Genomic DNA, 21724 nt, shown 5'->3' with positions numbered 1-21724 from the left:
ACGTCCTTAAGGTATTAATGTATCAATTTGAAGTTGGTAGTCACTTACACTTTCACGCTTTAACGACTGTGAATGACCTTCTAGCTCACCAGAACTTGGCATAACCGAGTCATCTATAGAAATACGCGCCGAAATAATAATATTTTCGGCACTCGATAAGTTAAGCCCTGCAACCATTGCACTACTATCACTCAACTCGACTGTAATTGGAAATGAATATTTAGCGAGTTTAACAGCAGCTAATGGCATAGGTGAGCCAGTTGCAGCTTTTGCAAATATAAATAAAATACCGTTTTTTGGTTGTTTATCAATAAGCTCTTTTGCAATGTCGACAGTAACTGCAATAGCACCCGTTGTAGTAGTAACTGGCATAACTGAGCCTTCCGTTTGCATTTGCTGCTCTATATCAGCAATACGCTCAGAGATCATGCTATAACGAGAATCATTTTTTCCCATACTTGCCAATAAAACTTCAAATGCAGTTTTAGCTTGCGGCCAATCTTTACGCTCATACGCTATAAGCGCGAGTAACGAAATAGCATCTAAATTGGTAGGCTCAACTTTTAGTACTTTTGAGAGCATACCTGCCGCACGGGTCATATTAGCTTCGCTGCCTTCTAGTAATAAAACTTGGCTATAACTAATAAGTACCTGCATATTATCAGGATTCATACGTAGTGCTTTATCAAATGACTGCTGCGCCATGTCAAATTCATTAAGCGACATAGCAACTCGTCCAAGTAGCATCCAAGCGACTTCATCATCGCCCGAACGGCTAAGCTTAGTACGAAGCGCCAATGCAAAAGCCTGCAGCTCATTTTGACTAAGCGGCTCACCTTTTTGCATTACAGCACGCTCACCGTAATCCGCTAAATTATCCATTGCATCATGCCAAGCCGAAATTTGCTGCTGACTACCTGTAAAGCTATAAAAAATCCCCGTTAGCGCAAGAACAAATGCACCGCCTGTTAAAGCAAAAATACGATTATTACCTTTGCTATTAAGTGACTTTTCTGGCGATAATTCGTTCAATAAACGGCGTTTTAATTCAACAATTGATTCTGCGTGATTGACGCTATCAATGCGTTGATTATCTAAATCGGTTTGTAAATCAACTAAACGCTGCTCATAAATACTAATTAGCTCCGCATTGGCATTATGAGTAATTGTTTTAACGTGCTCTTTTTTTAAAAAAGGCAACATCACAAACGCAAGAGCAACCAGTGTGAGTAAAGCAAAACACGCCCACATTAAAATCATTTAACTTTGCTCCTGACGTTTATTTTGTTCAATTAGCTTAGCTAGCAGCATTTCGTCGTCACTGCTCCAGGTTTGTTTTACTGATGCTTTTCGCTGGCGAATAACAATAAAACCAAAGCCGACTATGACAATTAATACAGGTAATACCCAAAGTACTAAAGTCGCGGGTGTAACTGGTGGGTCGTAATGAACAAAATAGCCAAAGCGGTCAATCATGTAATCAATCACTTCGTCTTTGCTCTTACCTTCTTTAACCAATACGAGTACTTTATCGCGTAAGTCTTTAGCAACAACAGCGTCGGAGTCCGCAATATTTTGATTTTGACACTTAGGACAACGCAGCTCTTTAGTTAGCTCTTCAAACAATATTGCTTGTTTGTTGTTATCAAATTGATAGCGGTCTTGCTCTGCAAACGCACTGATGCTTACAAAAATGCTAAGCGTAAGTAGTAACCATTTCATTATTTAAGCTCCTGCATAATTGGCGCAAATTTAGCTCGCCATACTCGCGGGTTTATATCGCCCGTGTGATGCAACAAAATAGTGCCGTTTTTATCGACTAAAAATGTTTCAGGCGCACCCGACACGCCTAAATCCAACGACAAAGTACGATGTAAATCCAAGATATTAAATTGATATGGGTCACCCGCACGTTGCAGCATATCGCTCACTTCTGTGCGAAGTGATTGCATATCAAAAGGGCCATCAAAATCAGCATCGTAACCTTGTACGTAATAAAGCCCAATAATTTTAACACCTTGCTCACGTAACTTAGTTAAATAGCCAAGCTCAACTAAACATGTAGGACACCAAGTGCCCCATACATTTAGTAAGTAAACCTCGCCTTTTAAAGACTCGTTAGTCCATGGCTTATTGTCTTGCATTAAATCAGGTAGATTAAATGCTGGCATTTCTTGGCCTAATCGCCCCGTTTGAATTTCACGAGGGTTAGCAAAAAGACCTTGGTATAAAAATACACACACAAAAACAAACACTAAAAGCGGCGCAATAGCTAAAATTTTACGGTTCATAAAACACTCTCCGATGCAGCCCTACGAGCTGTTTTAGCTGATGTGCGGTAGCGTTTATCAAATAAAATCATAAATCCAGCGAGGGAAATAAGCACACCACCAATCCACATCCAACGAACAAACGGTTTGTGATAAATGCGAAGTGACCATGCGCCTTGGCTTAACTGCTCACCTAACGCTAAGTATAAATCACGTGTAAAGCCTGCATCTATTGCCGCCTCGGTCATAAACTGCATACCAATATCATACTTACGTTTTTCGGCGTGTAAGCGTGTTACTAATTCATTATTTTTAAGCACAGATACAACACCAGCATGACCACTGTAGTTTGGTCCGCGAATAGTTTTAACACCATCAAAGCGGTATTCATATTGATTAAGCTGGACTGTATCGCCTTGTTTCATAGATACATCACGCTCAACTGAATATGCCGATGTAAGCGTTACACCCGCAATAACAAATGCAATACCAATATGCCCAAGCACCATAGCCCAGTAACTTACACCTAAGCGTTTTAAACCTTCTTTTAAGGTGCCATGCACTACGGCTTTAGTGTAAATATCGATCCCGGTTGATATTGCAATCCAAACCGCAAGCGTAGTAGCTAATAGCGTAAGTGGTTTTACTAAGTCGTAACTTGAAAACAACCAAGCGCAGGTAATTACAACACTTGCTAATACGCCCATTAATATTTTGTTTTGTAAGAAAGCCCATTTATTTTGCTTCCAGCGTAAAAATGGTCCTATACCCATCAAAATAGCAAACGGCACTAAAATTATTGCAAACATTTTATTAAAAAATGGTTCGCCAATAGAAATACTGCCTAGGCCCATCTCTTTATGCACCATAGGTAATAGCGTACCAAGCAATACGATCAATGTAGCAACCACTAAAAATATATTATTGAGCCATAACGCCACTTCGCGCGATACCAGCTTGTATCGTCCTTCACTGTGAACTTGTGACACACGCAGTGCATATAACGCCAAGCCACCGCCTACAACGATGCCTAAGAAGGCAAGTATAAATAAGCCACGATCAGGGTCTGTTGCAAAAGCGTGTACCGATACAATAATACCCGAGCGTACAATAAAGGTTCCCAAAAGGCTTAATGAAAACGCTGCGATAGCTAGTAACACAGTCCACGATTTAAACACACCGCGTTTTTCAGTCACGCTTAAAGAGTGTAATAATGCAGTTGCAACAAGCCATGGCATAAGCGAGGCGTTTTCTACTGGGTCCCAAAACCACCAGCCGCCCCAGCCAAGCTCTGAATATGCCCACCAGCTACCAATTGTGATTCCTAGAGTTAAAAAGCCCCATGCAGTCATTGTCCATGGACGTGACCACTTAGCCCATGTGTTATCAAGCTTACCGGTTAATAACGCAGCAATAGCAAAAGAAAAAGCAACCGATAGCCCTACATAACCCATGTACAGTAATGGCGGGTGAATAATCATACCCGGATCTTGAAGTAACGGATTTAAATCACGCCCCTCTACCGGAAAATAAGGAAGTAGGCGCTCAAACGGGCTTGAAAGTAGCAAGGTGTACATCATAAAACCAACACCTAAAAAGCCAAGCACACCCAATACGCGAGCACGTAACACCCAAGGGAGTGATTTAGAGCGTGCAGCAACTACTGCTGTCCAACCCGCTTGCATTACAAGCCACAGTAAAATAGCGCCTTCATGGCCGCCCCATGTAGAGGTGATTTTGTAATACCAAGGCAGCGTGCTACTTGAATGATATGCTACGTACGATACGGTAAAATCATCCGTTACACTGGCGTAAATAAGTGCTGCAAAAGAGATTAAAACAAAAGCGAATTGCCCAATTGCTAAAGAGGGAGCTGCACGCATTAAGCGAAGATTACCGGTATGCGCGCCCCAAAGAGGAAAAATACACAGTAAAACGCTTAATACCATGGCAAGCGTTAAAGAAAAATAACCAATTTCTGGGATCATAGCTAATTACCACTATCTAAGTTGTATTTTGGTTTTTCGTGCTTAATACCTTTAACCGCCTCTGCAACTTCTGCTGGCATATATTCTTCGTCATGCTTTGCTAGCACTTCAAATGCTTCAATAACGTTAGGTTCGATTAATACGCCCTGCGCTACAATGCCTTGCCCTTCACGAAACAAGTCTGGCAATATACCTTGATAACGCACGGTCACTAATGGACCTGTATCTATTAGCTTAAAACTTACTTGTAAGCTCTGTTCATTACGCTCAACGGTGCCTGGTACAACCATGCCGCCAATACGTAACTTTTGGCCAATGAAAGGCTTTTCTTTATTAGGCCCTTTGCCATCAATAAGTTCGCTTGGCGTATAAAAAAGATTAATGTTTTCTTGAAGTGCATAAAGCACTAAACCAATTGATCCACCAATACCAAACAGCACGGCAATAATTACCAATAGGCGCTTTTTACGTCTTGGATTCATGAGACTTGTTCCTGTTTAGCTTTTTTAATTCGCGCTTCGCGTATTATTTGCTGTTCTACTGAAGCCATAATACGTTTGGTATCTCTTAAAGAGCTCACTAAAATACCGAGTAAAATAAGTGCGCATGTACCAAAAGAAAGCCATATATAAAACCCATAACCCCCCATTGCAATAAAATCAGAAAAAGAGTCAAACTGCATAATTACCCCTTATTTAACAACGAGCGTACCCACGGTCGGTGCTTTTCGCGTTGTAAAATTTCATTTTTAAGACGAATTAAAGTCACTGTTCCTACAAAAGCAGCAAAGGCTAAAATATTAACCATAAGTGGCCAAAACATACTTGGGTCTATTGCTTTTGTGTCTAATTTTGTAATGCTTGCGCCTTGGTGTAGCGTATTCCACCACTCAACTGAGTAATGAATAATAGGTAAGTTGATTACGCCCACAATCGCTAAAATAGAAGCCGCACGCCCTGCTGACTTCTTATCTTCAAATGCATGGTAAAGCGAAAGCACGCCAAGATATAAAAATAATAAAATAAGTTCAGACGTTAAACGCGCATCCCATACCCACCAAGCACCCCACATAGGCTTACCCCATGCAGCGCCAGTAATAAGCGCTATAGCTGTAATACAAGCACCAACAGGCGCTATAGCAATAACGGCAAGTTCGGCATTTCGTAGTTGCCATACAAGTGCAACAACAGCTGCAATAGCCATTGATGAGTAAGCGCCCATAGATAAAATGGCGGAAGGAACATGAATAAAAATGATACGGTAGCTGTCTTTTTGCTGGTAATCGGCAGGTGCAAAACCAAGCCCCCATACCCAACCAACAATCATACTAACTACAGTAACTACGGCAAAATAAGGCAGTAACGTATTGCATAATTGATATGCACGCTCCGCTTTAGCATAGGGATGTAACCACTTCCACATTAACTTACACTCACTTTTAAAGCTGACGATATGGCAATTGGTGCGCTAATAATAGCAATAAGTAACATTGCACCAAGGATAGCAAGCTGTCCACTATAATCCAGTGACATGGTACTGGTATCGATAGCCGACGTTGCAAAAATTAAAACTGGAATATATAAAGGCAGTACGAGTAAACTCATCAAAATTCCCCCTTTTTGTAATCCCACAGTAAGCCCAGCGCCAATTGCGCCAATAAAGCTCAATAATGGTGTGCCTAATAATAATGTTAAAACGGTTGCTGTTAACGCCGTACTTTCTAGGTTTAACAACAACGCAAACAACGGTGTCATTAATACAAGCGGTAAACCTGTTACCACCCAATGAGCAGCCACTTTAGCAAGTACGGTTAGCGATAATGGATAAGAGGATGCAATTAACTGCTCCAACGAGCCATCGTTAAAATCATCCCTAAACAACTTATCTAAGCCCAACATGGTAGAGAGTAATGCGGCAACCCAAATAATACCTGGCGCCATTCTCGCAAGTAGACCGGGCTCAGGCCCTATTGCTAACGGAAATAATGAAATTACAATTAAGAAAAATAAAATAGGGTTTACAATTTCTGCACGCTGACGAAACGCAAGCTTTATATCTTTGGTAAATACCGCACTAAATAGTAACCAATATGAGTGTTGACGAGTCATTAGTGACGATACTCCAATGTAACCGTTTGTAAGTTACTAAAGTGGGTCGTTAAATCTTGGTGGGTTGTTAATAAGATAGCACCACCGCTTTGTAAGTGCTCAGTAAATCGTTGTTGTAAAAAGGCGACACCACTTTTATCAAGCGCAGTAAATGGCTCATCAAGCACCCATAGTTTAGCATCACTTAACCATAGTCTTACTAAAGCAACACGTCGCTGTTGCCCAGCAGATAACATCCTAACAGGCACATCTTCAAGTCCAACAAGGCCTAGTTTCGCTAAAATAGGGTATAAATCAGGCTCGCTATAGCCATTAATTTGCAACCAATGGCTAACATTTTCCACTGCATTAAGCTGAGTGTTTACACCCGTTTTATGACCTATAAACAATAGCTCTCTGGCATACTCTTCATAGTACTTAGATATCGGCAATTCTTGGTATAATATAGCCCCTTCATCAGGCGCAGAAAAGCCTGCGATAATACGCAATAACGATGTTTTTCCAGCCCCGTTAGGGCCTGCTAATTGCATGATTTGACCGTTATTAAGGCTAAAATTAAGATCCGCAAACAAACAACGATCTTGCTTGATGCAGGTGACGGACTTAATGTGTAACAAGATGACGATTCTCTCTGCCAAAAATTAGGCGTTAGTCTACCATAATGATAGGGTAATACGAATATTGCTTTAAAATCGATTCACTTAAAATAGAGAAAACTTGATTTAAAATAATGAATACGCCAACGCAAATCACATTATCTAATTCATTGGTTATCAATCAATCGAGCAATGCTCAAACGAATGAATTATCGCAATTACCTGATGAGGTGCTTGCGGCTAAAAACATCCAATTTTCGAAAGATTCGATTACGCTTGATGTGTTTATTGATAAGCATTGGCAAACATTAAGGCTTGGCACGACTAACACACCTCAAAACTTACAAAAAATAGCCAGTGCTAACATACAGCTCAGCCCTGATGGCAAAAAGCTCAACATTATACCAAACAGTACAACCCTCATCTTAAGTCAACCAACTCAGTTACAGCGTTTATTAAATTATGTAAGCACAGGCACTGAGGTAGAAAGTAAGCCAATGGATGTCCAGATTGTTTTATCGCCTACTCCCAAATTAGTCATTGATAAACTCAACGCCAGTATTGCAATAAATAAAGACGTAGCGCAGCTACTTATAACCGAGCAATCTTTAAAAGTAATTGTAAGCACTAACAATAAAGGCGCACAGCTAAATATTATTAACAGCTTTGCTGATACAGTTCATTCGCAACCACTGAGTCAAACAAGACTGACTAAATTACTCGCAGCGCTGCTACCTAATGCACAACTGCAAGCAACACCAAAACTGGCCATTTTAACTCATCCACAAAAGTCGGGGTCGTTTACAACGCCTATAAATAATAAACAAGTTAGTGAACTACCTAGCACGACAATTAAGGTAAACTTAGTAAACCAGGCTGATAAATTGTTTATTAAAACCGATACTAGCAACATAAAAGTGATGCTTAATAACTCCTTCTCGAAACCATTTAACGAGTTGCTTTTAGCTCAAAAAAATAATGCACCTGAAGTAGCCGTTTCTGCGAGTAATATTAAAGTAAATCCATTACTTACTACTGATAGCCCAATAAAATCGTGGCTACAAAATAGCTTGAGTGACTTAAGAACACGAATTAATGATGCGGTAAAATATTTTGAAAGTAAGCCTTTTACGACACAAAATAAGTCAGAGTTTACAGCTGCCAATTCATCCGCCGCCTTACAAAAAAACACCAAAGTTGTACCACTAGACAGAGTTAACATTACCCAAAGTGCAAGTGTTCAGATATCAAAAAATACAAGTAACATTTTGACCGAGCACTTTTCTAGACTCCCGCCGCTTGTGCAACTAACTCAGCTTATGAAAGGAAGTGTTAGTGTTTGGCAATCACCTTCAAACATAACAACCAACACGCCAACAACAAATAACATTACTCAAAATACAGTAGCTTGCTCTACACCAAGTGATTTAAAAGCAAATCAATTAAACATCCTAAATGCGAGTACTAACAGTAAAACTGACACGTTAATTAAGACTACAAATGAAACAGTTACTAAAAATATTATCTCATTAGCAGAGCCGTTATCTAATACAGGCTCTCGTAGTCAAATGCTTCAACCAATTGAAGCAAAGCTATTAACTATATTATTAAAGCTTCCTGACACCACCGCCCCTACAGATAAAATGGCTAGCAATAAACAACTTTTAAGTAATCAGATCACTGATATTACAAATAAAGTAATAAAAGAAACACCCGATTTAACTCGGTTAATCAACCAAGCATTTAATCGTATGGTCTCAAGCAATAACACACACCCTGCGACCATACAGCGTGAAATACTTGCTACTTTACAACCGTCTCATCTAACGGGGGACATTTTGCAAAGTAGTTTCACTAAAGGGCTTGAACAAGTAGCTGTGAGTATTTTAGCCGCCCCTATAATTAGCCAGTCAGTAACACCTATCAGTTTTAATAATCAAACTGGCTTAGATGCACTTTTGCAAGTACTTATACCTACTTTTAAAACAGGTAACACTGGAGCAAAAATGCTTGAGCAACTCCAACAGGCTCAAGTTCAAGCTTTGGCTAGCGAAATTGTACAAGTTAAAAATACACTTACCCAAGTGAATATTTCAACACCAAATCAACAGCCAGACACAAACCCGCTTGCACAATTTTTATTACCCATGAGATTACCTCCAGAAGCAGCACAAACAGAAATAACACTGGGGCAATATAAAAAGCCAAACGCAGATAAATTAGGAGATAAAAATGTATGGTTTGTAAGGCTAAACTTTGATTATGCCCAACTTGGGCAGCTACAAATTACTGCTGAGTTAATGGATAAAGCACTTGATTGCCAACTATTAGCCTCAAGCCAAGAAGTAAGCGCAATTGCTCACCCTCACCTAGATAATTTAAGATCAAAACTAGCTAAACATGGTTTGCAAGTTGGTGAACTTAATTTAAAACGAGGAGATGCTAACAATCAGGCATTTTATAAATCTCATGCAATTATTAATATTAAGGTTTAGCTATGAGTGATACACCTATTAATAAATCAGCCATTGGACTTTTATACGAAGCTGGCAACACCCCCACTGTAAGTGTGAAGGGGTTTGGTGAGTTAGCTGATGAAATAATAGCAGCGGCTAAACTAAAAGGAATTATGATCCACGAAGATGCTGCACTTGCTAAAACGTTGTCGCATTTAGAGTTAGGAGAAGAGATCCCAAAAGAACTTTATTATGTAATTGCAGAACTCATTGCATTTTCGTATGTATTAAGGGGTCAATTCCCGCCAGGTTGGCAAGACTTTCAAGGTAAGTTGAATATTAAAGCATGAGATTATTTATACGCTGATAACTAAAAAGGCGCTAAGCGCCTTTTTGTTTATGCAATGAAAAGAGTAATTCAGCCTCAGCGCGAGGTAATTCACACTCGCGTATTACCTCCTCTAAATCAGCCCCTAACTCAACCATTTTAACAGCACGCGAATAAATTTTGGCATCTGGATCATCATACTTTTGAGCCGCTTGTTGTTGAACTAATTCTTGATGCTGCTGTTCAACATCAAGTACACGCTTACCTATACTCAACAAGCCTGTTCGTAATTCAGAAACCTCACTTCGCAAAATATGAGTTTGTTCGGAGGTATCTTTAAGCTGCTGCATGACAAAATTCAGCTCACTCGTTTGTTTATTTTTCAATGCAAAAACTAACGCTAACGATATTAGACCTATCGCCAGCGCAGCTATTGCAATACTAAGTAACAGCATATTTTTATTGGTAAAGCTTATAAATCGCTTAACTCATCCCATTCATCATCACTGAGTAACTTGTTTAAATCGACTAAAATAAGTAACTCATTATCACGATTACAAACACCTTGGATAAATTTAGCACTCTCTTCAGTACCGACATTAGGTGCACTGTCAATTTCTGAACTGCGTAAATATACAACTTCAGAAACACTATCGGCTAAAATACCAATAACTTGCTCTTCAGCTTCTATTATTAAAATACGAGAGTTATCGGTTGCATCAGCGGCGTCTAAACCAAAACGAGCACGCGTATCAATAACTGTTACTACGTTACCCCGTAAATTAATAATACCAATTACATAAGAAGGAGCACCTGGTACTGGAGCTATTTCAGTGTAACGTAATATCTCTTGGACTTGCATTACGTTTACGCCATAAGTTTCTTCTTCTAACTTAAAGGTAACCCACTGTAATATTTCGTCATTGTCTGCATTTTTATTTGCTGACAGTAATTTATCTTGATTCATGCTGTTACTCCGTAATGGTCATTATTACTGACGACTATCTAAGCCTTTCTCTAATAGCGCATTTAAATTATCTACATCAATTAAAGCACACATTTTCTTTTTAATAACTCCAGCAAGCCATGGGCGCTTACTTTGATCTGTACGCCATTTTACATCTTCTTTACTCAATGTAATGTTATTTATTAACTTTTCAGCTAATAACCCCCATTGGCTGTCACCTAACGTTATTAAATATTGATAGTTAAGTGACGCTTCTAGTTTTTCGTCATACTTCTCAGGCATCACCCAATGCGCTGTATCAACAACATTAAGTTTTTCATCTCTATTAAGCATAACGCCTTTGAACCATTTTGGCTTACCAAATAAGTGATTTACTTCACCTAACTGATGAATCCCACCTAACGCTTTTAATGGTACAGCCAAAGTCAAACCCGCAACTTCAAAAAATAATGCTTGAAACTCACCGTCAAAATAATCTTCTTGGCTTTTTGTTACTGCTCTTTGTTCCGGCTCTACTGATAAATGTGAGCTTGTCTCTACAACTAAATCAGCTTTAACTGGCTCTGGCTCATTAGTAATATCTAATGGTTTTAGCTCTTCTGTTTGCAGATCTTGAGCAAATATTTTTTCCGCTGCTTTTAATTGTTCATTAGGCTTTAAATGTACTTGCCCTTTTTGCTGTTCACTCGGTATTTGTTCAAGCAGTTTTGCCACAGGTTCAAGGTTATCTGTAGGCTCGTCATCACGTAATAACGCACCTAAATATTGAGTCATTACTTTTTCATTAGCAAATAATTGCTTACTCATTCATTAACCTTGCTCTATTAAATAGTCTAATAATGCTTTATATGCAAAAACACCACGGGAACGAGGACAAAACTCTATTGGCACTTTTTGTGCCAAACTCGCATCTCTAAATTTTGTATCAACAGGAATAACACCTGGCCACACTTTATCTTTATAGGTTTCTTGTAAAGTTTTATATGCTTCCAACGATGCTTTAGTGCGTTTATCATACATAGTAGGAATTATAGTATATTGATAACTTTTCGCTTGAGAGCTTTGCATTAATTCCATAGTCCGCATCATCCTATCAAGCCCTTTTAGGGCCAAAAACTCGGTTTGTACGGGAACTAAAATACGCTCACTCGCAGCTAATGCATTAACCATTAAAACCCCCAACACCGGCGGGCAATCAAGTATTGCATAGTCATAATATTCACTAATTTTAGCAAGCGTTTTCTTTAGTATTAAACCCATGCCTGTTTTATTACCCATACTTCTATCAAGTGTAGCTATTGCCATAGTAGCGGGTAAAATATCAAGATTCTCAAGAGTTGACGGGCAAAGTGCTTGCAATATTTCTTCACTTTGCATGCTTGTTCCGCGAGCAAAAATATCGTACACACTGACTTCTAAATCTTCAGAGTCGATACCAAAATAATAAGTTAGTGATGCATGGGGATCTGTATCAATAAGCAATACACGTTTGCCCTGTAACGCTAAAATACCGGCTAGGCTAACTGCCGTTGTTGTTTTACCGACCCCGCCTTTTTGATTCGCAACAGTCCAAATCTTCACATTACATCCTAATTGCTATTCATTTCGCGTCGTTATTCGAATCCCACCATGAGGTAAACGAATTATTTTTATTGTATAATCTTCTGATGGTAGTTCCACTTCAGGCTCTGTCTGTACTGCTATATTTTTTTGCTCTAACGATGGACTATCTTTAGGTGGTAAACCATACTTAGAAAGAGCGATTACAACCTTACGGTTTTCAGCTCGACCTTTCTCTGTGTTATTATCAGCAAAAGGAGAATACTGGCCATAACCTTCTATTGCCATTCGTGCAGAATTAATACCCAACGCTTCAAGCTCGACTAAAATTGAGGTTGATCTTGCAACTGAAAGCTCCCAGTTTGAACGAAATATTTCGTTACTAATAACCTCATTATCTGTATAACCGCGCACTCTAATGTAGTTATCGACCGGGTCAATAATATCTTTGACAATTTTTACGACTTGCTTAGCACGCGAATGAGCAACTGAACTACCACTAGAAAATAACATTCCTGAACTCAACTCTATAATGAGCCAATCTTGATTCAATTCAAGACTCGCTTCTCCATCACGAATTTCATCAATGAGTGCTGATTGAAGTTTAGTTAACAAGCTATCTAATGGTTTTCCAAAATATTTTTGTTTAATGTTACTTGTGCCACTTTGACCATCTAATAACTCAGTGCCTTGTTCCTTTTTTTGAATGCTTTCGCCATACAACACCTCTTGTTCCGGCGTTACTCTGTCGGTTAAGATCCCACTCCCATTAACACCGTCACCAACTTGTGAATGTTGGCGCGCAGATTTATCAAAAACCTGCTCGAGCGAATCCGATAATATTTGAAATTTTTCTTCCTTATCTATAGCAATAGCGTACATAACCACAAAAAAGGCAAACATTATCGTCATATAATCTGCATAAGACACAAGCCAACGCTCAGTATGCTGACTTTTAGAGGAAGTGTGACGTAAACGTCGACGTAGCATAATCGTTATTTATCCACTAAATTAGGGCGTTCTACACGATAAGCTTCTAACTTTAATTCAATATTAACAGGGCTTTCGCCTAAACTGATTGCAATAACACCTTCAGCTAACAGTTCGTGATACAACATTTTTTGTTCAACACGTTGTTTTAATTTATTTGCCATCGGTAAAAATAGTAAATTAGCTAAACCGACACCATAAATAGTGGCAATAAATGCTGTCGCGACACCAGCACCCAGCTTTTGCGGATCGGTAATAAATGACATAGCCTGAATAAGACCAAGCACTGCGCCCAAAATCCCTATTGTTGGGCTATACCCGCCCATAGCTTCATAAACGCGTCCTGCCTCTAATAAACGGTCGCGTTCTAATAATAAATCAATTTCAAGTGTATCGCGCAGCTTTTGCTCAGAGCAACCATCAACAAGTAAGCTAAGACCTTTAGCTGCATATGGATCGGGATGAGTTAAGGCCTCATTTTCAAGTGCTAAGTAGCCTTCTTGTCGTGCTTTGTGAGACCAGTGTTTAACTTGTTCGATCGCTTCGTCTACATCATACTTTGGCGAAATAAAAACCCAGTGGCTTATTTTTAGCATTTTTTTAAAAGTACTAGATGATGTTTGCAACATCACAGCGCCAAGCGTACCACCAACTACGATTATAAGTGCTGGTCCATTGAATAACGCAGAGACAACACCGCCTTCTAAAGAATAACCTATCGCTATAGCGCCTAACGCAATAAATAAACCTAATATAGAAAGCTTATCCACAACCAATCTCTTTTTTAATCCTTAGAGCGATATCATCTAGAGCAAGACTTTCACTTGCTAAGCCAGCACTTGCAACCGCCTGTGGCATACCGTAAACAACACAACTTTTTTCGTCTTGTGCCCAAATAGTGGCGCCAGTCTGCTTCAACATTCGAGCACCATCACGCCCATCAGCCCCCATACCTGTAAGAACAATAGCCAGTACGTCACCTTGACAAGCTTTTGCAACGCTTGCAAAAGTCACATCAACACTTGGTTTATATGTTATTCGCTCACTGTTATCTTCAAATACGCGCAATGTTTTTGAAGACCCACGCCCTTCAACCATCATTTGTTGGCCACCTGGAGCCAAGTATGCAGTCCCGGGTTGTAATCGATCCCCTTGTTGAGCTTCCTTTACTTTTATCTGGCATAAACCATTTAAACGCGAAGCAAATGCAGGTGTGAATGCGGCAGGCATATGCTGAATTAATAATATAGGATGCGGGAAATTTGCTGGTAATTGAGTTAATATTGTTTGTAATGCAACGGGTCCGCCAGTCGATGTACCAATAGCAACAAGTTGATATTTTTTACCACTAGCATGAACGGAGGCATTAGAATTCGTACGTTGAAAGCTTCTATCTGGCTGCTTTAACGTTGCCGTGTTCCTTAATGAACTTGGAGTCGCTAATGGCATACTTTGCGGTTTAGCTGGTGTTATGGGCTTGAATGTACGGGGAACTCTTCTTCGACCAATTTCTTTCACTTTAGCTTGTAAAAGCTTTATTGCATCTTCATTGTTACGTGCAATATCTTCGAATTTTTTCGGTAAAAAATCCATTGCTCCGGCATCTAATGCATCAAGCGTTGCCGTTGCACCATCTCGAGTTAGTGAAGAAAACATTAAAATTGGTGTCGGATTACTCGACATTATTTCTTTAACTGCGCTAATACCGTCAAGCACAGGCATTTCTACATCCATTGTAATCATGTCAGGGCGTAGTTCAGCTGTTTTTTCAACAGCTTCTCTGCCATTCACAGCAAAACCTATTACTTTTATATCGCTGTCTTGCTCAAGTATTTCGCTCACTCTGCGGCGAAAAAAGCTAGAATCATCAACAACTAAAACTTTAACGGCCATTTAGCTCTCTTATTAAATTGAAGTGTAGGGCACTTTTACAGTGCACCTACTTTATTTATTATCAGCCCGCGTAATGTTTTAACATATTTGGTACATCTAAAATCAGTGCAATACCACCATCGGAAGTAATTGTAGCACCAGCCATACCGGGTGTTCCTTGTAATAAAGCATCAAGAGGTTTTATTACAACTTCCTCTTGCCCTATTAACGAATCTACGACAAAGCCTACTTGTTGTGTACCAATTTGGACAATAACTACATGACCATGTGCTTTACGCTGAGAGCGGTCAGCGCCTTTAACTAGCCAATGCTCAAGATAAAACAATGGAATTGCTTTTTTGCGCACAATAATTGTCAATTGACTATCAACAACATTCGTTTTAGTTAAATCGAGGTGGAATATTTCGCTAACACCCGCAAGTGGTAATGCAAATGTTTGCTCTCCAACAACAACCATTAAGGTCGGCAAGATAGCGAGAGTTAATGGTACTTTTATCTCTAAAGTAGTCCCAACACCTAACTCTGACTGAATACTTACTGAGCCATTAAGTTGGGTAATTTTGGTTTTAACTACATCCATACCAACGCCACGACCTGAAATATCCGAAATCTCTTCTTTTGTTGAAAAACCAGGTGCAAAAATTAAATTATATGCTTCAGTATCAGAAAGCCGGCTTGCTTGGTCGTGATCAAGAACACCTTTACTAATCGCTATTTTTTTCAGCTTCTCAGCATCCATACCAGCACCATCATCTTTAATGGTAAGTAAAATATGATCGCCTTGCTGAGATGCTGATAACGTAACAGTACCTGTTCTTGGTTTTCCAGCAGCCTCACGAAAATCTGGCATTTCAATACCGTGATCAACAGAGTTACGCACTAAATGCACTAAAGGGTCGGCTAATGCCTCAACCAAATTTTTATCTAAATCAGTCTCTTCACCAACTAATAATAGATTAATGTCTTTATTTAAGCTGCGTGCTAAATCACGAACAACTCGAGGAAATCGGCCAAACACTTTTTTAATTGGTTGCATGCGGGTTTGCATAACCGCACCTTGAATATCAGCAGTAACAACATCTAAGTTAGATATAGCTTTACCCATTGCTTCGCTTTCAGAATTCGTAGCCAAGCTAACTAAGCGGTTACGAACAAGTACCAATTCACCGACCATATTCATAATTTGATCTAAGCGTTTAGTGTCAACACGCACTGTCGTTTCAGCAGTTGGTGCAGTAGCCTTTTTTGGAGCTGCAGCAACTGTTTTTTCAGCAGGTTTTGCAGGTACTGGTTTTGATGCTTCAACTTTTGGTACTGGGGCTGCTTTGGGCTTAGGAACAGCTTGTTTTGCGGCTGGTTTTTCAGCAATCGCAGGAGTGCTTTCTAAAGATTTAGGTGCAGTTCCCTTACCATGAAGTTCATCTAACAGTGATTCAAATTCATCATCACTGATATCATCGTTCGATGAATCTGTATTGTTAGTCGAAGGCGATGGCTTTTGTACATCAGGTGTAACATTACTTTCTTGCGCTGCAACAGAGCCGAAACTGCCAACACCATGAAGCTCGTCTAGTAAATTATCAAACTCATCGTCTGTAATATCACCATTCAAATCATGACTATTTGTGGGGGCTTTTACTGCCGATTCTTGGCTTGTACCATGTAATTCATCAAGTAGGTTTTCAAACTCATCCTCTGTAATTTCATCAATTTGAGAGTCAGTTTCAGATGAAGTTGGACCACTAAACAGCTCATCAAAAGCAAAAGGGTCCGCACCATCAGTACTGGGAGTTTGTGCTTCAGCGGCTTCTTCTTGAGGCTGTTCTACAACAACTTCAGGAGAAGTACCTGATAACTCGTCTTCTGTGGGGGGGAGACCTAACTTATGTAAAACTTCAAGTAGTTGAGGATCCGCAGGTTCTGGTTTATCACGATTTTGAATCGTCGCAAACATTTCATTGATAGTATCAAGTGCTTGTAAGATAACATCCATTAGCTCAGAATTAACAGAACGAACGCCCTGCCTTAACAAGTCGAATACATTTTCTGCGCCGTGACATGCGTCAACAAGCTCAGTCATAGCTAAGAATCCAGCACCGCCTTTTACGGTATGAAAGCCTCTAAATATAGCATTTAGCAACTCGGTATCTTCTGGATTGTTTTCCAGTTCAACTAACTGTTCAGATAAAAGCTCAAGGATTTCTCCTGCTTCTACAAGAAAGTCTTGTAAAATATCTTCATCGACTTCAAACATGCAGTTACTCTCCTCTTAGAAGCCCAAACTTGATAAAAGATCATCGACTTCATCTTGATCAGACACAACATCATTACGTGATTCTTTATCAATAATAGGCCCTTCAGGACCTGCTAATGTTTCTGGGTCAACTGGGTCATCTATTTTTTGTGGTTTTTGGGTGACTGCTTTACTGATATCTTGTTCAGAAAAAGCAGTTAAAAGATGAAGTAAGCTTTCTTCAACTTCCCTAACAAGTTCTATAATTCGGCGAATTACTTGACCTGTCAAATCTTGATAATCTTGGGCCATTAATATGTTAGTCATGAAGCTTTGTAACTCATCAGTTTTATGATGAGAACTGCTCATGAATTTATCAATGCTGTGGCACAGTACTTTAAATTCACCGAGTTCAATTTCACGACTCATTAGACGGTCCCATGTCGGTTTGATATGGGATATTTCATCCGCTAACTGTTGTGCTATCGGTAAACTCGCCTCAACCGCATCCATGGTTTTATTTGCAGCATTTTCTGTCATCTCAATGACATAATTAAGCCGTTTTTTAGCATCAGGTATAGCGTCTTTAGTGAGATCTGTTAGGCGCGTGTCTAGCTCAAAGCCTTTTAAAGCTTCATGTAGTTGACGCGTCAACTTTCCCACTTCGTCAAATATTTCTGACTGCTCTTTAGATGCAGTATCTAAAATTAGTTGATCAGCTTTATCATGTTCGCCATTTTCTAAAAAAGTGACGAGCTGACGAGCTTGTTCTAACGTTATCCGAGGCGCAGCAGGTGCTGGCATAAGCCTTTCCCCTATTATTAACCTAAGCGTTCGAACACTTTTTCTAATTTAGTTTTTAATGTGCCAGCTGTAAATGGTTTTACAATATAGCCATTAACACCAGCTTGAGCCGCTGCTATTATTTGTTCTTTTTTAGCTTCAGCTGTCACCATTAAAACAGGAAGGTGTTTTAATTTATCGTCAGCCCTTATCGCTCTCAAAAGATCAATACCTTGCATTCCTGGCATGTTCCAATCTGTTACCACAAAATCAAAAACTTGATTTTGTAACATGGGTAAGGCTGTAGAGCCGTCATCCGCTTCTTGGACGTTGGTGAAGCCTAAGTCGCGCAATAGATTTTTAATAATACGTCTCATTGTCGAAAAATCATCAACAACAAGAATTTTCATGTTTTTATCCAAAACATCCTCCAGTGAGGTCTTAACCTGTATTTACTTACTACTAGTTTATCCAGTCATTGATTTTTGCTTTTAGCTTAATCATCGCCTGACCATGTATCTGACTTACACGCGATTCACTTACATCGAGTATATGTCCAATTTCTTTTAAATTCATTTCATCGTTATAGTACAAAGAAAGTACCATTGCATCTCGCTCTGGTAATGACTTGATAGCATTTAATAATGATTCATTAAATCGTTCATTTTTAACGTTATTAAACGGTTTGTCTAGCGTTAAATCTTGGCCCGCCGTGGTAATAACATCTTCATCGACCCCGAGGTCTTCGATGCCTAACACTTTACTTGTGTTTACATCATTTAAAATATGATGGTACTCATTTAACGAAATTTCAAGTTTTTCAGCAACTTCTATATCGGTTGGTTCACGATTTAAGCTACTTTCTAATCCAGCAATCGTCTCGGCTACAAGACGGCTTTTTCTATGAACCGACCGAGGAGCCCAGTCACCACGGCGCATTTCATCAAGCATGGCACCGCGAATTCGTATTCCCGCGAACGTTTCAAAACTTGCGCCTTTGGTTGCATCAAAGTTTTTTGATGCTTCAATTAGGCCTATCATACCCGACTGAATTAGGTCATCGAGTTGGACACTTGGAGGCAAACGAGCAATTAAATGGCATGCCACTTTTTTGACTAGCGATGCATGTTTTTCAACAATCACATTTAAATTTTGTGTTGATTGATATCCCATAGCTCTATTTACCAATGTTGTCATAATTAGCCGTTAACTAGCTTCTCAATAAAAAACTCTAAATGTCCTGAAGGTTGGTTAGGTATAGGCCATTTCACTGCTCTTGTCGCCAGTGCTTTAAAGGCAACTGAAGCAGGAGAACTAGGAAAAAGTTCTACAATCACTTTTTGACGGCGAGTTGCCTTTCGCATATTTTCGTCATAAGGGATTGTTGCAACCAACTCCATTGACACATCTAAAAATCGGTCCGTTACTTTTGAAAGTTTTGCAAATAACTCATGACCTTCACGCATACTACGAACCATATTAGCTACAATTTTGAATTTATACACCCCATGCTCACGACTTAACACTTTAATAAGTGCATAAGCATCTGTGATTGAAGTCGGTTCGTCGCACACTACAACCATTACATCTTGAGCAGCACGAGAAAAGCTCAGTACCATATCTGAAATACCCGCAGCGGTATCTACAATTAAGATATCAAATTCGGTATTTAATTCGCTAAAAGCGCGTATAAGGCCTGCATGTTCAGACGGTGATAATTCCACCATACTCTGAGAGCCAGAGGTCGCTGGTACAATTTTAATTCCTGCAGGACCTTCAACTAAAATCTCATCGAGTTCACACTCACCAGAAAGTACATGTGATAAATTACGTTCAACCCGTAATCCGAGCATCACATCACAGTTCGCTAGACCTAAGTCGGCATCAAGTACTAAAACTCGATTACCTTGCTGGCCTAATGCTATTGCCGTGTTAAGTGAAACATTTGTTTTACCTACACCACCCTTGCCACCAGTAACAGCGATAACTTTTACGCCGTTGTTATTGTTTTGACTCATTTTGCGCAGGCCGCTTGCTTGATCTAATACTGTGTTAATCATACATCCCTACTGTGCTCGACGCCACTGCTTGGTGTCGTGAATGTTGTGCTTTTATTCTTTTCAAATACAATTGCTCAGCTTTTTTTACTAGTTTTTCTGCATTTGCAACACGAATGTCTTCTGGAACTCGTTGACCATTAGTAAGATACCCTATTGGAAGGCGATTTTGAATCGCAATACTAATAATCTCACCTAAACTTAAAGATTCATCCAACTTGGTGAAAATACAACCACTTAACTGCACTTTTTTGAAATGTCGTACTGTTTCTTGCAAGACATTTATTTGCGCTGTTGCACTTAATACTAAATAACTACGAATATCAACACGTTGATTGCGCATAAGCGTATTCAATTGCTCTGTTAAACGTAAGTCTCGTTGACTCATACCTGCTGTATCAATTAATACTAGACGTTTATTTCGTAAATGGTATAAAACTTCAGCTAATTCATTAGCATCTTTAACCTGCTTTACTCCACAACCGATAATTCGACCGTATGTTGCAAGTTGCTCATAAGCACCAATTCTGTATGTATCGGTGGTTATTAGCGCCACTTTATCTGCACCGTATTTCTGTGCGCCTAAAGCAGCCAACTTTGCAACTGTTGTCGTTTTCCCCACACCAGTAGGGCCTACCAATGCGTAAACACCACCTTGACGTAGTATTTCATTATTCGTAGTTTGCATCTGGTCTTCGACCATTGTTAACAAAGCCTTCCAACCTTGTTGGCGAGATACGTCATCAGGTACAAAACACGCCATTTGTTCTGCAACTTCTTTATCGATTCCCATACCAACTAAACGGTCAATCATACAAGCACGTGTGGGGTCACGGCGTGCCATATCTTGTTGCATTAAACCTGATACTTGGTGCTCTAGCAATTGACGAATAGCGTTCATTTCTTCACGCATTGACGTCATTTCTTCACTTTCATTATTTTTAACGTGCGCTTGAGGTGTTACAGGGCTATCTAGATCATCAAAATCACGATCTAGGTCATCAAAACCTAAACTATCGGCTTGGGTCTGTGGACGTGTTGGTGCAATATCTTCGCGAGCAAACATATTCGCTGAGCGAGGTTTGACAACGGGCTCTTGATAATTATCGGTCGTTTCAATACCCGATTGAGAAAACATTGATGCTAATTCAGGTGAACGTGGGCGAGGAGATTGACGCTCTAGTAAAGCTTCTAAACTATCTGCAACCCTAGCTTGGGGAGCCGCTTTAGGGCGTTGTGGCTCTGGCTTTACAAAATTATGTATACTGTGTGATTGTGCTGAGTCATCCGCACGCGCTAAAGTATTTTGCGGCTGTGCAACTGATTTAGGGGCCGCTTTTTCATAATCAACTGCGGCTACAATCTCAACGCCATTAGCCAGCTTTTTGTTAGACATAATAACCGCATCAACACCAAGTTCATCTTTCACTTCTTTAAGTGCTGTACGCATATCTTTAGCAAAAAAACGTTTAATTTTCATTATTCAACCCCTTTA

24 protein-coding genes are annotated in these 21724 nt (G+C 39.6%); 2 read left to right on the top strand and 22 right to left on the bottom strand.

What is annotated here, in order from left to right; genetic code table 11:
• Window positions 1–6: 6 nt before the first annotated feature.
• Genes ccmI through ccmA form a run of 9 tightly spaced genes read right to left on the bottom strand, consistent with a single transcriptional unit; the run spans window position 7 to window position 6983 of the window.
• Window positions 7–1260 (bottom strand): c-type cytochrome biogenesis protein CcmI, encoded by a 1254-nt coding sequence (gene ccmI, locus AOR04_RS04660; protein ID WP_096792658.1) that lies wholly within the window; start codon window positions 1258–1260, stop codon window positions 7–9.
• Window positions 1261–1722, bottom strand: a complete 462-nt coding sequence (locus tag AOR04_RS04655; RefSeq protein ID WP_007377923.1) for a cytochrome c-type biogenesis protein — start codon at window positions 1720–1722, stop codon at window positions 1261–1263. It lies immediately after the preceding gene.
• Window positions 1722–2291, bottom strand: a complete 570-nt coding sequence (locus tag AOR04_RS04650) for a redoxin family protein (RefSeq protein WP_007377924.1) — start codon at window positions 2289–2291, stop codon at window positions 1722–1724. Before AOR04_RS04650 ends, AOR04_RS04655 begins: the two co-directional genes overlap by 1 nt.
• On the bottom strand, window positions 2288–4258 hold the full coding sequence (locus AOR04_RS04645) for a heme lyase CcmF/NrfE family subunit (protein ID WP_096792657.1): 1971 nt from the start codon (window positions 4256–4258) through the stop codon (window positions 2288–2290). The genes AOR04_RS04650 and AOR04_RS04645 overlap by 4 nt, the downstream gene beginning before the upstream one ends.
• 2 nt (window positions 4259–4260) lie before the next feature.
• Window positions 4261–4740, bottom strand: a complete 480-nt coding sequence (gene ccmE, locus AOR04_RS04640; protein ID WP_007585848.1) for a cytochrome c maturation protein CcmE — start codon at window positions 4738–4740, stop codon at window positions 4261–4263.
• Window positions 4737–4940: a heme exporter protein CcmD gene (gene ccmD, locus AOR04_RS04635; protein WP_007377927.1), complete on the bottom strand. Its 204-nt coding sequence runs from the start codon at window positions 4938–4940 to the stop codon at window positions 4737–4739. The genes ccmE and ccmD overlap by 4 nt, the downstream gene beginning before the upstream one ends.
• 2 nt (window positions 4941–4942) lie before the next feature.
• The gene (locus AOR04_RS04630; RefSeq protein ID WP_007377928.1) at window positions 4943–5680 is read right to left on the bottom strand and encodes a heme ABC transporter permease; all 738 of its coding nucleotides are present in this window, start codon (window positions 5678–5680) and stop codon (window positions 4943–4945) included.
• Window positions 5680–6366 (bottom strand): heme exporter protein CcmB, encoded by a 687-nt coding sequence (gene ccmB / locus AOR04_RS04625; protein WP_096792656.1) that lies wholly within the window; start codon window positions 6364–6366, stop codon window positions 5680–5682. Before ccmB ends, AOR04_RS04630 begins: the two co-directional genes overlap by 1 nt.
• On the bottom strand, window positions 6366–6983 hold the full coding sequence (gene ccmA / locus AOR04_RS04620; RefSeq protein WP_096792655.1) for a cytochrome c biogenesis heme-transporting ATPase CcmA: 618 nt from the start codon (window positions 6981–6983) through the stop codon (window positions 6366–6368). The genes ccmB and ccmA overlap by 1 nt, the downstream gene beginning before the upstream one ends.
• Window positions 6984–7096: 113 nt before the next feature.
• On the opposite strand from ccmA, the gene fliK reads away from it, so the two are divergent.
• Complete coding sequence (gene fliK / locus AOR04_RS04615; RefSeq protein WP_096792654.1) at window positions 7097–9457, top strand: flagellar hook-length control protein FliK; 2361 nt, start codon at window positions 7097–7099, stop codon at window positions 9455–9457.
• A gap of 2 nt (window positions 9458–9459) precedes the next feature.
• Window positions 9460–9768 carry an EscU/YscU/HrcU family type III secretion system export apparatus switch protein gene (locus tag AOR04_RS04610; RefSeq protein ID WP_007377933.1) on the top strand — a complete coding sequence of 103 codons (309 nt, stop codon included), beginning with the start codon at window positions 9460–9462 and terminating at the stop codon, window positions 9766–9768.
• Window positions 9769–9799: 31 nt separating this feature from the next.
• Here AOR04_RS04610 and AOR04_RS04605 read toward each other — a convergent pair whose 3' ends face one another.
• From AOR04_RS04605 to flhF, 13 genes are all read right to left on the bottom strand, one after another.
• On the bottom strand, window positions 9800–10201 hold the full coding sequence (locus AOR04_RS04605) for a DUF2802 domain-containing protein (protein WP_007377934.1): 402 nt from the start codon (window positions 10199–10201) through the stop codon (window positions 9800–9802).
• A 17-nt stretch (window positions 10202–10218) separates the two neighbouring features.
• Window positions 10219–10713, bottom strand: a complete 495-nt coding sequence (locus AOR04_RS04600) for a chemotaxis protein CheW (RefSeq protein ID WP_007377935.1) — start codon at window positions 10711–10713, stop codon at window positions 10219–10221.
• 24 nt (window positions 10714–10737) lie between these two features.
• On the bottom strand, window positions 10738–11520 hold the full coding sequence (locus tag AOR04_RS04595; RefSeq protein WP_007377936.1) for a chemotaxis protein CheW: 783 nt from the start codon (window positions 11518–11520) through the stop codon (window positions 10738–10740).
• A gap of 3 nt (window positions 11521–11523) precedes the next feature.
• Window positions 11524–12294, bottom strand: a complete 771-nt coding sequence (locus AOR04_RS04590; RefSeq protein WP_007377937.1) for a ParA family protein — start codon at window positions 12292–12294, stop codon at window positions 11524–11526.
• A gap of 15 nt (window positions 12295–12309) precedes the next feature.
• On the bottom strand, window positions 12310–13263 hold the full coding sequence (locus AOR04_RS04585) for a flagellar motor protein MotB (protein WP_096792653.1): 954 nt from the start codon (window positions 13261–13263) through the stop codon (window positions 12310–12312).
• 5 nt (window positions 13264–13268) lie between these two features.
• Window positions 13269–14033 (bottom strand): flagellar motor protein, encoded by a 765-nt coding sequence (locus AOR04_RS04580; protein WP_096792652.1) that lies wholly within the window; start codon window positions 14031–14033, stop codon window positions 13269–13271.
• Complete coding sequence (locus AOR04_RS04575; protein ID WP_007377940.1) at window positions 14026–15156, bottom strand: protein-glutamate methylesterase/protein-glutamine glutaminase; 1131 nt, start codon at window positions 15154–15156, stop codon at window positions 14026–14028. Before AOR04_RS04575 ends, AOR04_RS04580 begins: the two co-directional genes overlap by 8 nt.
• A 61-nt stretch (window positions 15157–15217) precedes the next feature.
• On the bottom strand, window positions 15218–17410 hold the full coding sequence (locus tag AOR04_RS04570) for a chemotaxis protein CheA (protein WP_096792651.1): 2193 nt from the start codon (window positions 17408–17410) through the stop codon (window positions 15218–15220).
• Window positions 17411–17425: 15 nt separating this feature from the next.
• Window positions 17426–18193, bottom strand: coding sequence for a protein phosphatase CheZ (locus AOR04_RS04565; RefSeq protein WP_096792650.1), 768 nt, complete (start codon window positions 18191–18193; stop codon window positions 17426–17428).
• 17 nt (window positions 18194–18210) lie between these two features.
• A complete protein-coding gene (cheY, locus tag AOR04_RS04560; RefSeq protein ID WP_007377943.1) occupies window positions 18211–18594 on the bottom strand; it encodes a chemotaxis response regulator CheY in 384 nt (127 codons plus the stop codon).
• A gap of 40 nt (window positions 18595–18634) precedes the next feature.
• Entirely contained in the window at window positions 18635–19345 is a 711-nt protein-coding gene (locus tag AOR04_RS04555; RefSeq protein ID WP_033015920.1) for an RNA polymerase sigma factor FliA, read from the bottom strand.
• Between the two features lie 26 nt (window positions 19346–19371).
• The gene (locus tag AOR04_RS04550; protein WP_007377945.1) at window positions 19372–20232 is read right to left on the bottom strand and encodes a MinD/ParA family ATP-binding protein; all 861 of its coding nucleotides are present in this window, start codon (window positions 20230–20232) and stop codon (window positions 19372–19374) included.
• Complete coding sequence (gene flhF / locus AOR04_RS04545) at window positions 20225–21709, bottom strand: flagellar biosynthesis protein FlhF (protein WP_007377946.1); 1485 nt, start codon at window positions 21707–21709, stop codon at window positions 20225–20227. Before flhF ends, AOR04_RS04550 begins: the two co-directional genes overlap by 8 nt.
• Between the last annotated feature and the right edge of the window lie 15 nt (window positions 21710–21724).

This window comes from Pseudoalteromonas sp. 1_2015MBL_MicDiv, from assembly GCF_002407505.1.
Classification (GTDB): Bacteria; Pseudomonadota; Gammaproteobacteria; order Enterobacterales; family Alteromonadaceae; genus Pseudoalteromonas; species Pseudoalteromonas fuliginea.
The sequence above is the reverse complement of the archived record's forward strand: the minus strand, read 5'-3'. Positions and strand labels throughout refer to the sequence as shown.